Here is a 13,697-nt window from a genome sequence, read left to right as displayed (position 1 = left end):
CCCGTCAGATCGCGTCGCGCGGGCGCATCAGCAGGGCGATCAGCCCGCCCACAGCCATCACGGCGATGACCGAGGCGAACACCACACCGGCGGTGGTCAGCGTCCACGCCTGCGCGGCGAAGCCGTCTGCGATGATCGGCACCGAGATGGCAAGGTAGGCAACGACAAAGTAGGCGGACGTGGCATCGGCCTTGCGTTCGGGCTCCACCCGGGCGGCGATGGCCGCGATCCCCTTGCTGAACAACAGACCTTGACTCGCCCCGGAGATCACGGCGCCGACGATCAGTCCCGCCAATGACGCGGCCGCCAAACTCACGATCAACACGGCCATACCCACGGTGAGTGAGATGTATCCGGCGACGAGCGATGGGCGGACCGGCGCATTCGACAACACGATCTGTGTGGCAGCCGAGGCCGCGAAGAGGACAAAGACCACCAGCCCGGTGATCGTGGGTGACGAGATGTCCAGGACCTTGGTCATGAAGTTGGGGGCGACCGCGGTGAACAGCCCGCACACCGCAAACCCGGCTACCGCACCGACCACCGCCTGCGGGAAGATCCCGCGAACCGAGGGCGGCACACTGATCCGCTGCAGAGTCGGCCTAGCCCCTTTGCGCACCTTCACCGTCTCGGGAACGGTGAGGAGGCCCGCACCGGCGATCACGAGCAGGAGGGCATGCACCACAAAAACCGTCCGTGTCGGATACGGCGCGAACTCGGTGACCACGCCGGCGACCAGAGGACCCAGGCCCAAGCCGCCGATGTTGGCGGCGGTGGCGATCGCCGGTGCCATCCGGCGTCGAGCCGCAGGTGCAGCCTCGATGACCGCGACGGTTGCCGTGCTGGTGAAGATGCCCGCGGAGAATCCCGAGACCAGGCGCCCGACGAACAAGATCTCGACACTGCCGCCGATCAGGAACAAGATCGCGCTTGCCAGTGACAGGGCCACGCCCGCGAAGAGCATCGGGCGGCGGCCGATCGTGTCCGAGAACTGTCCCACCCCGATGAGCGCAGCGATGACCCCGACCGCATACGTCGCGAAGATGATTGTGGTCATCAAGCTGCCGAAACCGAACTCCCGCTGGTATTCGGGGTAGAGCGGGGTCGGCAACGTGGTGCCCATCATGACCACCGCGAACGAATACACCGCCGCGGGGAAGGCGATCAGCCGTAGCGCTCGGCCCGGCACCGGTTGTCCGGTGTGGGTGTCGACTCCGGCACCAGCAGCAGTCATGGCAGAGCCCTTCGGTTGGTGAGTCTCGCGGTACGCACGGGCACCTCAACGTCAGCAAGGCTCACGATCTTCCACTGGGCCCGCTGAGTCCATACCCTCCGACTGCAGCCAGATCCTCCGGTTGAAGTCGGAGGGCGTGCGCGCAACCGGAGGAACTGGCCAGGAGCGAACCGCACTCAGCTCGCGGCGATGGCCATCTGGGTTCGGGTTTCACTCACCGACACCAGCATGCCGTCGTGGATCACCACCCGATCCGCAGGGGCGTTGGCGATCACGTCGAGCACACTCGTTCCACGGACGGCCAGGAACTCTGCACGCGCCCCCACACGTGGGCCCGCCTCGGGCAGCCCCATCACGGCCCGAGCATCGTGGGTGACCATCGACAACGCCACGTCGGGATGCACGTGTCCTGCCGTGATGGCCAGCATCGCGGTTTCGAGTGCGTCGCTGCGCCCGACCGGGTTGAACGCGTCCCGCACGTTGTCGGCACCGGCCGCCACCCGGATGCCCGCTTCTCGCAGCGGTTCGATGGCGGTGATGCCCCGCGGAGTCGAGACCGGGTGTCCTCGGCCCTGCAGATACAGATTGGTGATCGGGTTGGCCACCACCCCGATGCCGCTCGAGGCGATGAGCGGCAACAGTCCTGCGAGTTCTGTTCTGCTCATCGTGCCGAGCCGGGTGCAGTGTCCGGCGGTGCGGATCCGGCCCGCCGGCCACGTCGCCACGCGTTCGGCAAATGCCCCGATGGTGTGGTGATCGCCCTCCAGGAACTCGTCTGTGTGCAGGTCCACGCCCACTCCCCTGGCCTCGGCGATCGCCAGCAGGCGGTCCAGGTCGCCCAGCGGGTCCGGCGCACTGTGCGGTGAGCCGCCCACGAGGTCGGCGCCTGCGTCGAGTGCCTGATGCACCAGTTCGTCGGTGGCGTACACCTTGCTCAACGCAACGATCTCGATGTCCATCACCCCGTCGAGCTCTCTGCGAACCCGGTCGATGGCCCGGATACCTCGGAGGGGGTCGGGGCCGAGCAGGATGTCGACATGCGACCGGACAGCGGTGGTGCCGTTGCGCAGCAGGGCCAGAGCGGCCGTTCGCGCGCGCGTCCGGAATGACTCCTCGTCGAGACCCGCGCTGCCTTCTTTCCAGTTCGCGATCGCATCGTGCAGGTCGCCGAGGGGCGGCCGCAACACATCCCACGACAGTGCCTTGTCCAGATGCGCATGAGGCTCGGCAGGTGCGGTGAGCAGAACGTACCCACGAAGGTCGAGTACGTCGGCTCGGTCTGGAGCAACCGGCCGCTCATCTGTAGGCCGCACAGCCGTCACGACCGCGTGACCATCGACTTTCGAGATGTCGACATCGACCACGGATCGGTCGGCGAGCACGGCGCCGCGCAGCTGCGAGAGCGATTGCGGCAAAGAGAGATTCATTGTTCGACCTTCTGATCTGCAGATGAAGCGGGGAGTGATGCGGGGGCGCCTGTCACACCCGCTGGGTACGCACGAACACCCCGGCCACATGGGCGCATGCGGCGGTGCGGGCACCTTCGGCGTCTCCTGCTTCGATCGCCGCGACGATCCGTTCGTGCTCGGTCACCGCGAGACGGCGATTGAGGTCGGCGGTCCACACGTCGGACCGGAAGAGGTGCGACTGGCCATCGAGCCGCGAAAGCGCTTCGCCCAGTGGCCGATTGTTCGCCGTCTCACGGATGAGGGTATGGAATTGGAGGTCGAGGGTGGCGTCCCGCCGGGAGTCGGCCGGATCCTCGAGCAATTCACGCTGCACCTCGACCATCTTGCGCAGGTGCGCCACCGTCTCGTGTGTGGCGGTGAGGGTGGCGTTGTACGCCGCGAGCCCGTCCAGAACCTCCCGGACCTCGAACACGGACTTGAGCGTCTGGGCATCGAGTGAGGCCACCCGGGCGCCCGCGTTGCGCGTATGAGACGCAAGACCTTCGTAGATGAGCTGCTGCACCGCCTCTCGGACCGGAGTCCGGCTCACTTTCAGCCGGGCGGCCAAGGCAGGCACACTCAACGGGCTCCCCGACTCCAACTCGCCGGAGAAGATCATCTCCTGCAGTGAGTCGTGCACCGAGTCGGTGAGAAGGGCACGCTCGGATGCCGTCACCTCTGCTCCCCTCCCTACTTCTCGGCCGCGGTAACCCGCGTGGCCTCGCGAAGTTGCGTCGCAGGTGCCACACCGGTGCGCAGGCCGGCAACCTTCATGGCGATGTTCTCGGCAATCGTCATCGGAGGGTAGCCCGTTTCGCCCTCTGCCAGCGTCCCGGGAAGAGCTTCGATGACCGCGTCGTGATTGCCGTCGAAGAAGAACGCCGCCGAACGGCGCCGAATGATCTGGCCGTCGACCACCGGAGGGTCGACGCGATGGATGGTCGACATCCAGCGGTCGTTGGTCCAACGCGCCATCGCATCTCCCAGATTGATCAGCAAAGCGCCTTCGGCCGGCTGGACATCGTGCCAGCGTCCCTCGCGGTCCAGTACCTGGAGACCGGGAACGCGATCGGCCCACAGGACCGTCAGGATTCCGAAATCGGTGTGCGCCCCCATCCCGGTCAGGTCCCCGGTGAACTCGGTGTCTCCTTCGGGCAGCGCGTAGTTGTTCATCTTCATCGCCTCGATCGGATGGTCGATCATGGAGTCGAAGTACCCCGGCGACAGACCCAGCGCATCGGTGAAGGCTTGCATCAGGACTCGCGAGAGCGCCTGAGCCTCAGCGAAGTACGCCTGCACCGCCGGGGAGAATCCCGGTGCGGCGTCGGGCCAGTTGTTGTGAGCGTAACTGGCCTCGGGCACCTCGAGGGGCGTGAAGTCGGTCGCTTCGGTACCCACCGTGTATGCCTCGTAGAAGTCGTTCATCTGTCCCGCCGTCGGAATGCCCAGGCTCATGCTGAGCGACTCCGACTTGGGCGCCGAGTAGCCACGATTGGTCGCCGGCTCGCGTCGGTACTGCTTCTTCACCTCCAGGGGTAGCCCGAAGAACTCATCGAGCGCGTCGGCGAGTCCCGCGATGGTGTCGGAGCCGATACCGTGACCGACGATCTGGACGAAACCCACATCGCGGCAGGCACGGTCGAGCGCGGCCGCGACCTCGGCCCGCGCCGACAGATCAATTCGTCGTTCATCGCCGCGATACGGGCTGATGTCGATGGTGGGTACCTCGAACTGTGTGCCGGCCATGAAATGCTCCTTCGTCGATGATCGATTCTCTGTGGTCTTCGGGTACCGACCGTTCACGAGTCACGCCCTGACTCGTGCCAGCTGCCGACTGCGAGCTTCGACAGGATTCCCATGACTCCGAACACCGCGACCCCGAAGATCGATGCGAGCACGATGGCGGCGATCAGGTCATCGGACTGCAGGCGACCGCGGTAGACGTCGAGCAGTGTGCCGATTCCCGGCTGCCCCTTGGCGAAGAACATGTCCCCGATGATCGCGCCGACCACGACGAGTCCGGACGCGGTGCGCACACCGGTCAGAATGGCCGGAAGTGCGGCCCGCAGTTCGAGTTTGACCAACCGGTCCCACCGTGATGCACGAGAGAGCGCAAAGAGCTCGTGCAGTCCGCGGTCGACCGACCTTATCCCGAAGTGGGTGTTGGTGATGATCGGGAAGGCGGCGATCAGCACACAGACCAGGGTGCGCGACATCATCCCGTATCCGAACCACAAACCGATGAGCGGAACGATGGCGAGGATGGGGATCACCTGGATCACCACGGCGTAGGGGTAGATGATGCGCTCGATCCACTTGGCCTGACTCATCAGGACTCCGGTGCCGACACCCACCACAACCGCCACCAGGAATCCGACCATCGCGACCTGCGCCGTCACCGCGAGCGCTTCGAGCATGGGCCGCAGGTGCGTCCAGTCCATCAGGGAGTTCCTCAGCACATCGCCCGGTGGCGGTAACAGGAATCTCCGCTCCGGCGAGAGCACCCAGTAGCTGACCATCGACCACAACACCAGAGCGCCGAGCAGCGACAGCAGGGGGCCGAGCACAACGGCTGTCGCCGTGCGGATCCGCCGCCTGGACAGGCGACCGGACGGCGCGCCCGGCCGTGCCGTTGCCGTATATGTCCTTCCCGGCCGGGCGAGCGTGACATCGAGCTGGGTCATCGGTTGCTCCTGTGCAGGGTCGCCGAGATCTCGGAGACGTGGTCGGTGAAGCGGGTGTCGAATCGCAGCTCTGGGCTACGCGGATAAGGAAAGTCGATGTCGAACTGAGCGGCTATGCGTCCAGGTCGTGCGGTCATCACCACCACCCGATTGGCGAGGTAAACCGCCTCGGACACCGAATGCGTGATGAACATGGCGGTGAAGTATCTTTCGGCGTATAGCCTTTGGAGTTCAACCTGCATGTCCAGCCGGGTCATCTCGTCGAGTGCGCCGAACGGTTCGTCGAGCAGCATCGTGGCCGGTGACAGGGTCAACGCCCGCGCCAACGACACACGCATCTTCATGCCACCAGAAAGGGCTTTCGGTAGTTGATCCGCGAACTGCTCCAAGCCCACCGCGGAGATCGATTCCGCGGCACGACGTTTGACGGCGGCACGATTCTCGCGACGCAACTCGGCCGACAACTCGACATTCGCCCGAACACTTCGCCACGGCAGCAACGTCGGTTCCTGGAAGATGAAGCCGACCGAATCATCAGCCACTGCAACCGATCCTGCGGTCGGCGCCTCGAGACCGGCTGCCATCCGCAGGAGCGTGGACTTCCCGCAGCCCGACGGCCCGACAACCGCCACGAAATCTCCGCGGCGCACCTCGAGGTCAACTCCCTCCACGGCAATCGTCCCGGTGTCGAACTGCTTGCCCACATCGGAGAAGACGATCTGCGTGTTCTTCGTGAGCCTGCGCGCGTCTGCGTCGCGCACTGTGTCCGCGAGTCTCATCTCGGCCTCCATACGATCGACTCGTACATGTAACGAGTGGCCTTACTGACACCGACAATGATGGATTACATGCATGACGGTTGGGTTGCACCCAGTTACGTTCTTATGACATCAACTTGTTCTCGGGTGGGTTATCTAGCTTTTTGAGCCTTTTTCGCACCAATACCTACGGTTTTAACCAACGGTAACAACGTCGCAACACACTACTGATTGCATGTAATTGTTCCGGCCCATCAGGCAGCCGGGCGGCGCGAGCAGATGCTCGATCGCGATCCAGGTGAGCGTCCGCGACCACCCCTAACTTTCTTCGAGGAGAAACCATGACGTTTTCGCACCGTCGGCGTTTCGGCATCACCGCCGTAGCGCTCACCACGTTGACCTTGTCCGCCTGCGCATTCGGGTCCGACGACGCGGCAGAAACGGTCTCGATCGAACCGGCGGCAGCGGAGCAAAGTCTCGCTGATGTGTGTCCGGCAGACATCGGGGTGCAGTTGCAGTGGCAGCCGCAGTCCGACATGGGCGCTCTCTTTGCCATGCTCGGCCCGGGCTACCAGGTGAACACCGACGACAAATCGGTTACCGGTCCGCTGGTGGCCGGAGGCAAGGACACGGGAGTGGACATCACGCTGAAGTCCGGCGGACCCGCGATCGGGTTCCAGTCCGTCACCTCGCAGCTGTACGTGGACGACTCGGCGATGCTCGGTGTGGTGCACGGAGATCAGCTGGTGTCGGCAGCCGCCGACCAACCTGTGGTCGGGGTGACCCCGCTGCTCAAATACAGCCCGGCGATTCTGATGTGGGATCCGCAGACGCGTCCCGAATGGAAATCCGTCAGTGATGTGGGCACCGGCGATGCCACCGTCGTGGTTTCCAAGGACCAGATCTTCCCGCAGTGGATGGTGGCGAAAGGTCTGTTGAAGCCGTCGCAGATCGACACCAGCTACGACGGAGCACCATCGAGGTTCGTCGGTGACCCGGCGATCGCCCAGCAGGGGTTTGCGAACTCGGAGCCGTACACGTACGAGGAGGAGACGCCCGCGTGGGACAAACCGGTGTCCTACGGCCTGATCAAGGATGCCGGCTACGACATCTACGCCTCGAATGTCTCTGTGCGAGCAGACAAGCTGGCCGAGTTCTCACCGTGCCTGGAGAAACTGGTGCCCATCATCCAGCAAGCGGGCGTCGATTACATCACCGCTCCCGAAGCGACGAACAAGGTCATCGTCGACGTGGTGTCGCAAGACCAGACCTACTCGCCCTACAGCGAGGGCGAAGCCGCTTTCAGTGCTGATCTCTTGCAAGAGAAGGGGCTTCTCGCGAACGAGGACAACGGCGCGTTCGGTATCTACGACGACGCCCGCACCAGCCGCAACGTCGCAGAACTGGCACCGGTTCTGGCCGCGGGGGGAAATCGGGTGCCCGCGTCGATGACCGCGCAGCAGATGTTCACCAATCAGTTCACCGACCCCGCCATCTCCATTCCCTGACCAGCACTCTCGCGAACACAGCGCGTTCCTCCAGACCCAAAACCCCGGTCCCAAAACCCTCAGACCTCAGACCTCAGAACGGGAAGTCCTCAGCTCATGACGTACGACATGACCGAATTGCAGCGCGAACGCCGAATGGGCGCAATTGGCACCGAGAGCACCCGCGAGGTGCGGCGCGTCTCGCTGGCCGACCTCAGCACCAGACGCGCCGAGATCGCCGATGAATTGTGGTCGGCAGCAACCGACATCGGGTTCTTCCAGGTGGTCGACCACGGTATCGACCTGACCGAGGTACGTCGGGCCTTCGCGATGGCAGAAGCATTCTTCGCACTGCCGGCCGAGGTCAAGGCCCGCTATCCGAAACGATTCAATTCCGGATGGGAGAGCATGACCCAGGTTCGGCCGTCGGTGGGAACCCCGGACCAGAAGGAGTCTTACCAGGTCACTCTCTCGAACATGGACGGACTCTGGCCGTCCGACGACGAACTTGCCGGGTTCACCGACACCATCAAGGCATTCGAGGCCAAATGCTGGCACCTGGCGATGGATTTGCTGTCGCTGTTCGCCGAGAAGATGGGTTTCCACCGTGACTTCTTCGCGGCAGCCCACGACCCGACGTCGGACACCTACCAGAGCACCCTGCGGTTGCTGCACTACTTCGCGGTCCCGCAGGACGCCGAACTGACCGGGATGTGGCGAGCGGGTGCGCACACCGATTTCGACTGCCTCACATTGCTTTTCCAGCGAAACGGCCAGGGCGGATTGCAGGTGTGCCCGGGTAAGGAGATGGACTCACAGGAGTGGACGTCGGTCGAACCCTCCGACGATGCGATCACCTGCAACATCGGGGACATGCTGATGCGGTGGAGCGACGACGTACTACCGTCCAACTTTCATCGGGTGCGCAGCCCCGGGGCCGGGGACGACCGTGGTGCACGGTATTCCATCGCCTTCTTCGCCCAGGCCAACAGCGAGGTGGTCATCGAGGGTCCCAGCGGTAAGTACCCGCCGATCACTGCGAAGGACTATCTGCACCAGCGGATCAGTGCGAACTTCGCGAAGTAGTCCCAGCGAGTGGTCAAGGCGCGCGTCACAGCGCGGCTCCGGGTTCGGTACCCGGGGCCGCGTCGTCGACGAAAGGCCGGCGCCCCAACGCCGGCGAACCGTCAGTGGTGCGAAGAGCTCAGTTCGATGACCAGGACGCCACAGGCAATCAGGACGATGCCTGCACCCATCACCCAAGTCAGCGGATCCTTGAAAACCAATCTCGCTATGACCGCGGTCAACGCGACACCGCACGCGGCCCAGATCCCGTAAGCCACACCGACGGGCATGCCGCCGGCCAAGGTCAGCGACAGGGCGCCGAACGCAACCAGATAGCCGACAACGGTCGGAATCAGCCAGATCATCTTGCGGAAGCCGTCCGACGCTCGCAGTGAGAGCGTGCCCGCGACCTCGAAGACGATCGCGATCGTCAGGTACGTCCACGTCATTCGGGCGCCTTGGGTTCGTCCGCCGTCTCATGGCCGCCGTGCGAGCCCAATTCGACCAGGAGGACCCCACCGATCACGATCGCGATACCCACACCGATACCCACGGTGAACGCATCACCGAAGATGATGGCGGCGAGCACCGCGGTCAGTGCGACGCCCACGGCCGCCCAGATCCCGTAGGCAACTCCCACCGCCATTCCGGCCCGCAGGACAAGCGCGAGGAAGGCGAACCCGCCGAGGTATCCGGCGGCCACCAGGACCAGCCACCGCGCGTCGTCCACCGACGCGCGCAGGGCAAGGGTGGCACTGACCTCACTGACGATGGCGCAGCCGAGGACAAGCCACTTGTTCGTTGCGATGTTCGAGAGGGTGGTCATCGACGACAATCATCGCGCACCGGCACGCCGGCGACCCGGTCGGCCAGATACCGCGCGATGCCGCTCGTGTCCACATTGCCGTGCCCGGCCCCGGGGCTGTAGGTGATGGTGATCGGGCCACCGAGTTCGCACGCCTTCCGGATCCCGGCGGTGATCCACTCGGGGGCATTGAACCGGTCGGCGCCGCCGTACAAGACGTACAGCGGGGCCGACAACCGTGTGCGCGGCAACGCCGTCGACTGCAGCAACGTACGCAAGCGTTCGGCGGCGGCAGGACTGGACGGCGCGAACTCGGAGGCCGAGATCTGCCGTAGCGCCCGCTCTCGCGCGTTCGACCGCCCGCAGCCACTGAGATCGGTCCACCGCTCCGCGAGGCCACCCTGGCGGTAGTTGTTCAGGTCGAAATCAGCATGCCTGCGCGCCAACGACTCCTCCAGCCATTGGAGGATGCCCTGTTGTTCGAGGGTCAATGTGCCGGCAGCGGCCAGATCCACCATCGGGGTCTTGTCCGTCGACGGAACCTGTGCAACTGCTCCGACGAGGCGGAGTTCCGGCGCATAGTCCACCGCGAGCTCGTCGGCCGCCCAGCTGGCTGCTCCGCCCTGGGAGATGCCGTAGGTCGCCCATGTCGACGACATGCTGGGGAAGACGTGTCGGATGGCGCGTACAGAGTCGATCATCGTTCGGGCCGCCGCATACGGGTCGAGATAGGGATGGGGTCCACTCGGCGTGCCGAGCCCGGAGTAGTCGGCGAAGGTGACGGCCATCCCCGCACGCAGGTAGTTGCGGACCAACCGGAGCAGGCCGTACAGGTCCGGGGTGAGTGAGGGTGCGCAGTCGACGTTGATCCCGGTGGACCCGTGGCCGATCGCAAGAATCGGCCAACCGCCCTCCGGCGCCTGCCCCGACGGCACGAACACGGTCCCCGAGACGACGATCGGCCGGTTCTCGACGTCCGTGGATCGGTACAGGATCCGCTTGCCGGACACCTGCGTCGCCTCAGCGCCGCCGGACACCCAGTCCGTCACCTCGACCACGTCACCTGGGCCCGGGAACGGGACATGCGCCGGGTTGGTCCAGCTCGTCTCCCCACCGTTCGATGTCGAGGTGGCCTCGCCGCCGCAGCCGGCGAGCACAAGGGCCACAACCAGTGCGGCGAGTGCAACCGCTCGCCTCGTCAGACCCACGGCAGGAACTTACCAGCGACACCCGTGGGCGTAGTGCATGCCGCGGGCGGCGACGTTCACGATCATGCCCTGAACGCGGATGTCCTGAACGCGATGACCCGGCTGGACGTCGACTCCACGGCGGTGATCACCCGGTCCGGCCGAACAAGAACTGCGTTGAGATGGCTGCTGCGAAGCCACTCGGTGAGTTGGGGTGCGGCCGGGCCGAATTCGTCGACCGCCACTCTGCGTGCACCAACGGCATCCGCGTGGTCGGCCAGCTCGTCGGTGAACCGACCGTCGTGCACCAGCACCGGGCCGAGCCCCAGCACGTCGTCGGAGCCGACCACCATCTCAACGTCGGGGCCGGAACGCAGGACGAATTGGGGGAACAACGCGCCGAGTCGACCACTCCCCCGTCGGATGCGCTCCCGTACGGGCAGGCCTCCTCTGCCGACCCGCGGATAGATCAGCCGCGGTCCGATGGTCGCGGCACCTGGCGCACCGCCGAGCCCACGCAACACCGCGTCCACGGCCGCTCTGCCCGGTCCGGGTTCGACGGACATGGCCCGGCCGATCGCCGTCGCCGCGGCCACCGACCGCAGGACGTGCGGTGCACGCTCGGTCTGATAACTGTCCAGCAGACGGTCGTCCGCCCGGCCCTCGAGTACAGCAGCGAGCTTCCAGGCGAGGTTCACCGCATCGCGTTGTCCCGCGCCGAGACCCTGACCGATGAACGGCGGGGTGAGATGTGCGGCATCACCCAGGATGAACAGGGGGCCCGCGCGCCAACGCCGTGCGACCCGTGCGGCGTGCCGGTATCGCGCCGTCCGGACCACCTCGATGTCGCAGCTGTCGGGCAGCGACCTCCGTATCTCACCGAGTGCCCAGAGCGCGTCCGGCTCGCGGTCCAGATCGGTCGGGAGCCGGAACTCCCACCGGTATCGGTCAGCTCCGATTCGCATGAACGTCGATGCTCCAGACCCGGCGCAGACCTGGTGCACGCCCGGCCACATCGTCACCTCGTGGGAGGCACGGACATCCACGACCAGCCACTCCTGGGTGAATCGCAGGTCGCGCCATGTCCCTCCGATGGCTTGCGCCACCGCACTCGAAGCGCCATCGCAACCGAGGACATAGCGTGCGTACAGCGTGGCGCGGGCACCGGAGTCCCGTCGGACGCTCACCACTGCCCCGTCGGTTCGGGGTGTGATCGCTTCTACGACGGAACCTTCCATCACCTGGGTTCCCGGGTGCTCGGCCAGGGCGCCACGCAGTGCCCGTTCCAGGTCCGGCTGATCGAACATCGTGGTCTCACGCCAACCGCTGTGACCCACGGCGCGATCACGTGCGAACTCCATCAGCACCCGGCCCTGCGGATTCACCAAGCGCAAGCCATGTGCGGCTCGCCCACTGGACCCGAACTCGGTTGCGGCACCGGCACTTTGCAGTATCCGGTAGACCTCGTCGTCGAGGTGGACAGCGCGAGGCAACGGATGCACGCCCCGCCGTCGTTCGACGACCACACAATCAACGCCGTGTGCGGCCAGCAGGCAGGCCGCGGTCAGACCCGTCGGTCCGGCCCCGACGACCACCACCGGCACCGTTGTCATCCGGCCGACCGTGCTTGTGCCCGCGGCGGTCGGGTGAGCGCCTGACTGATGTTGGCCGGCCCGTCGAGCTGCGCGATCTCATCACCCAGTTCACGAGCACGCCGGCGATACCCCGGATCGGAGAGCACCGTCTCGACCGCGCGACAAATCGCCCGCGGTCGCGCGGACCGGAGCCGAATCCCACACCCGGATCGGACTATTCGGGCGGCGACCTCGTTCTTGTCCTCGGTTGTCCCGGCAACCACCATCGGAACCCCGTGCCTCAGCGCGTAGTGCACCCCGCCCCAGCCGCCGTTGGTGACCAGCACGTCTGCCTTCGGCAGCATGAGATCGAACGGAACGAACTCGGTGACGATCGAATTGGCCGTTCGAACCCGCACCGACGATTGCGGCTTGCCACCTGTCGCGGCGACCACCACGGTGTCCATGTCCGCCAGACCGGTCAGGGTCGGTTCCACGAGCTTGCTCAGGTCACCGTTGTCGAGGGTGCCCTGCGTCACCACAACGACTCGCCGGGGGCCCGTCACTTCAGGCCACCATTCCGGCGGATCGTGCTGGCTACCAACCGGATCGAGAACCGGCCCGACGAATTCGAGACGACCGGCCAGGTCCCGTCGCGGGTATTCGAACGATGGCGTGGTGAGCACGAAGATGTCGTCTGCCAGCAGGGGCCAATCCAGGATGAACGCGCCGGCACCTTCCCCGACGCACTCACGCACCGCGGTCTCGGCGAGGTGTTGCACCCGGCGCAGCACGAGGTGTTCGGCGCCCACGGTCAACATTCGGTTGCGCATCATTCCCAGGCGCGTGGTCGACGGCGGGAGCCCTGGCCCGAACGGACCCGTGTCCTGGCTGTTCACCATCAACGGCGACGTACAGACCGAACCGACTCGCGGCCGCCGGCCGGCCCGCCGGAGCAGTGGGAGAACACCCAGGAACAGATTTTCGGCCAACACCACATCGACGTCGGTCTCGTCCACGAGCACCGACAGCGCTCGGTATTGGTCGGCGATCTTTGCCGCGAACAGATGCTCGAGGTCAAAACGCGACCGCAGGACGCCGGGCATCCGGTGGCGGCCGGGAAAGACCCGGTCGAGGTCGCGGTCATCGAAGTCACACGACGCAGGAAGCGGTACGTGTGCCAGTCCCGCCTCTTCGATGCGGCGGCGAAACCGGCTGCCGGTGAGAACCACAACGGTCCAGCCGTCCAGCCGGAGTTGTCGGCCGATGGCGATCATCGGCGCCACATGACCTGTCAGCGGCGCACTGCACAACAAGACACCGGGCACCTGCGAACCTCGTCCTTCCAGCCCCACCGAACTCCCGATGTTGCCACAAGAGCACCATCGTCGACGTCTCCGCGACGGATCGGCAGTCCAAAGGTCGAGCGGCTGAACGACACGCCCTGAAGATCTC

13 protein-coding genes are annotated in these 13,697 nt (G+C 65.5%); 2 read left to right on the top strand and 11 right to left on the bottom strand.

Annotated features, from left to right (window positions below; translation table 11 throughout):
• Positions 1–4 precede the first annotated feature (4 nt).
• From CSW57_RS05490 to CSW57_RS05465, 6 genes are all read right to left on the bottom strand, one after another.
• Entirely contained in the window at positions 5–1,234 is a 1,230-nt protein-coding gene (locus CSW57_RS05490) for an MFS transporter (protein WP_099381756.1), read from the bottom strand.
• A 176-nt stretch (positions 1,235–1,410) separates the two neighbouring features.
• Positions 1,411–2,661 carry an amidohydrolase family protein gene (locus CSW57_RS05485; protein WP_099381755.1) on the bottom strand — a complete coding sequence of 417 codons (1,251 nt, stop codon included), beginning with the start codon at positions 2,659–2,661 and terminating at the stop codon, positions 1,411–1,413.
• Positions 2,662–2,713: 52 nt separating this feature from the next.
• Complete coding sequence (locus CSW57_RS05480; RefSeq protein WP_099381754.1) at positions 2,714–3,358, bottom strand: GntR family transcriptional regulator; 645 nt, start codon at positions 3,356–3,358, stop codon at positions 2,714–2,716.
• A 14-nt stretch (positions 3,359–3,372) separates the two neighbouring features.
• On the bottom strand, positions 3,373–4,428 hold the full coding sequence (locus CSW57_RS05475) for an isopenicillin N synthase family dioxygenase (RefSeq protein WP_099382078.1): 1,056 nt from the start codon (positions 4,426–4,428) through the stop codon (positions 3,373–3,375).
• 53 nt (positions 4,429–4,481) lie between these two features.
• On the bottom strand, positions 4,482–5,366 hold the full coding sequence (locus tag CSW57_RS05470) for an ABC transporter permease (protein WP_099381753.1): 885 nt from the start codon (positions 5,364–5,366) through the stop codon (positions 4,482–4,484).
• Positions 5,363–6,145: an ABC transporter ATP-binding protein gene (locus CSW57_RS05465; RefSeq protein ID WP_099382077.1), complete on the bottom strand. Its 783-nt coding sequence runs from the start codon at positions 6,143–6,145 to the stop codon at positions 5,363–5,365. Before CSW57_RS05465 ends, CSW57_RS05470 begins: the two co-directional genes overlap by 4 nt.
• Positions 6,146–6,465: 320 nt before the next feature.
• Here CSW57_RS05465 and CSW57_RS05460 point away from each other — a divergent pair, with 320 nt between their 5' ends.
• Complete coding sequence (locus CSW57_RS05460) at positions 6,466–7,632, top strand: nitrate ABC transporter substrate-binding protein (protein WP_099381752.1); 1,167 nt, start codon at positions 6,466–6,468, stop codon at positions 7,630–7,632.
• A gap of 96 nt (positions 7,633–7,728) precedes the next feature.
• On the top strand, positions 7,729–8,697 hold the full coding sequence (locus CSW57_RS05455) for an isopenicillin N synthase family dioxygenase (protein WP_099381751.1): 969 nt from the start codon (positions 7,729–7,731) through the stop codon (positions 8,695–8,697).
• Between the two features lie 101 nt (positions 8,698–8,798).
• Here CSW57_RS05455 and CSW57_RS05450 read toward each other — a convergent pair whose 3' ends face one another.
• The 5 genes from CSW57_RS05450 to CSW57_RS05430 form a co-directional block, all read right to left on the bottom strand.
• Positions 8,799–9,125 (bottom strand): DMT family transporter, encoded by a 327-nt coding sequence (locus tag CSW57_RS05450; RefSeq protein WP_099381750.1) that lies wholly within the window; start codon positions 9,123–9,125, stop codon positions 8,799–8,801.
• On the bottom strand, positions 9,122–9,502 hold the full coding sequence (locus CSW57_RS05445) for a DMT family transporter (protein ID WP_099381749.1): 381 nt from the start codon (positions 9,500–9,502) through the stop codon (positions 9,122–9,124). The genes CSW57_RS05450 and CSW57_RS05445 overlap by 4 nt, the downstream gene beginning before the upstream one ends.
• Entirely contained in the window at positions 9,499–10,689 is a 1,191-nt protein-coding gene (locus CSW57_RS05440) for a lipase family protein (RefSeq protein ID WP_099381748.1), read from the bottom strand. Before CSW57_RS05440 ends, CSW57_RS05445 begins: the two co-directional genes overlap by 4 nt.
• A gap of 62 nt (positions 10,690–10,751) precedes the next feature.
• Positions 10,752–12,281 carry a bifunctional 3-(3-hydroxy-phenyl)propionate/3-hydroxycinnamic acid hydroxylase gene (locus CSW57_RS05435; protein WP_099381747.1) on the bottom strand — a complete coding sequence of 510 codons (1,530 nt, stop codon included), beginning with the start codon at positions 12,279–12,281 and terminating at the stop codon, positions 10,752–10,754.
• Positions 12,278–13,570, bottom strand: a complete 1,293-nt coding sequence (locus CSW57_RS05430) for a glycosyltransferase (protein ID WP_223249049.1) — start codon at positions 13,568–13,570, stop codon at positions 12,278–12,280. The genes CSW57_RS05435 and CSW57_RS05430 overlap by 4 nt, the downstream gene beginning before the upstream one ends.
• Positions 13,571–13,697: the final 127 nt, after the last annotated feature.

This window comes from Williamsia muralis, from assembly GCF_002735905.1.
GTDB lineage: Bacteria > Actinomycetota > Actinomycetes > Mycobacteriales > Mycobacteriaceae > Williamsia > Williamsia muralis_A.
The sequence above is the reverse complement of the archived record's forward strand: the minus strand, read 5'-3'. Positions and strand labels throughout refer to the sequence as shown.

Bases quoted from the DNA above. Each gene is read 5' to 3' on its own strand.
- CSW57_RS05490 (WP_099381756.1), bottom strand. From the start codon at position 1,234: ATGACTGCTGCTGGTGCCGGAGTCGACACCCACACCGGACAACCGGTG.
- CSW57_RS05485 (WP_099381755.1), bottom strand. From the start codon at position 2,661: ATGAATCTCTCTTTGCCGCAATCGCTCTCGCAGCTGCGCGGCGCCGTG.
- CSW57_RS05475 (WP_099382078.1), bottom strand. From the start codon at position 4,428: ATGGCCGGCACACAGTTCGAGGTACCCACCATCGACATCAGCCCGTAT.
- CSW57_RS05470 (WP_099381753.1), bottom strand. From the start codon at position 5,366: ATGACCCAGCTCGATGTCACGCTCGCCCGGCCGGGAAGGACATATACG.
- CSW57_RS05465 (WP_099382077.1), bottom strand. From the start codon at position 6,145: ATGAGACTCGCGGACACAGTGCGCGACGCAGACGCGCGCAGGCTCACG.
- CSW57_RS05460 (WP_099381752.1), top strand. From the start codon at position 6,466: ATGACGTTTTCGCACCGTCGGCGTTTCGGCATCACCGCCGTAGCGCTC.
- CSW57_RS05455 (WP_099381751.1), top strand. From the start codon at position 7,729: ATGACGTACGACATGACCGAATTGCAGCGCGAACGCCGAATGGGCGCA.
- CSW57_RS05450 (WP_099381750.1), bottom strand. From the start codon at position 9,125: ATGACGTGGACGTACCTGACGATCGCGATCGTCTTCGAGGTCGCGGGC.
- CSW57_RS05445 (WP_099381749.1), bottom strand. From the start codon at position 9,502: ATGACCACCCTCTCGAACATCGCAACGAACAAGTGGCTTGTCCTCGGC.
- CSW57_RS05435 (WP_099381747.1), bottom strand. From the start codon at position 12,281: ATGACAACGGTGCCGGTGGTGGTCGTCGGGGCCGGACCGACGGGTCTG.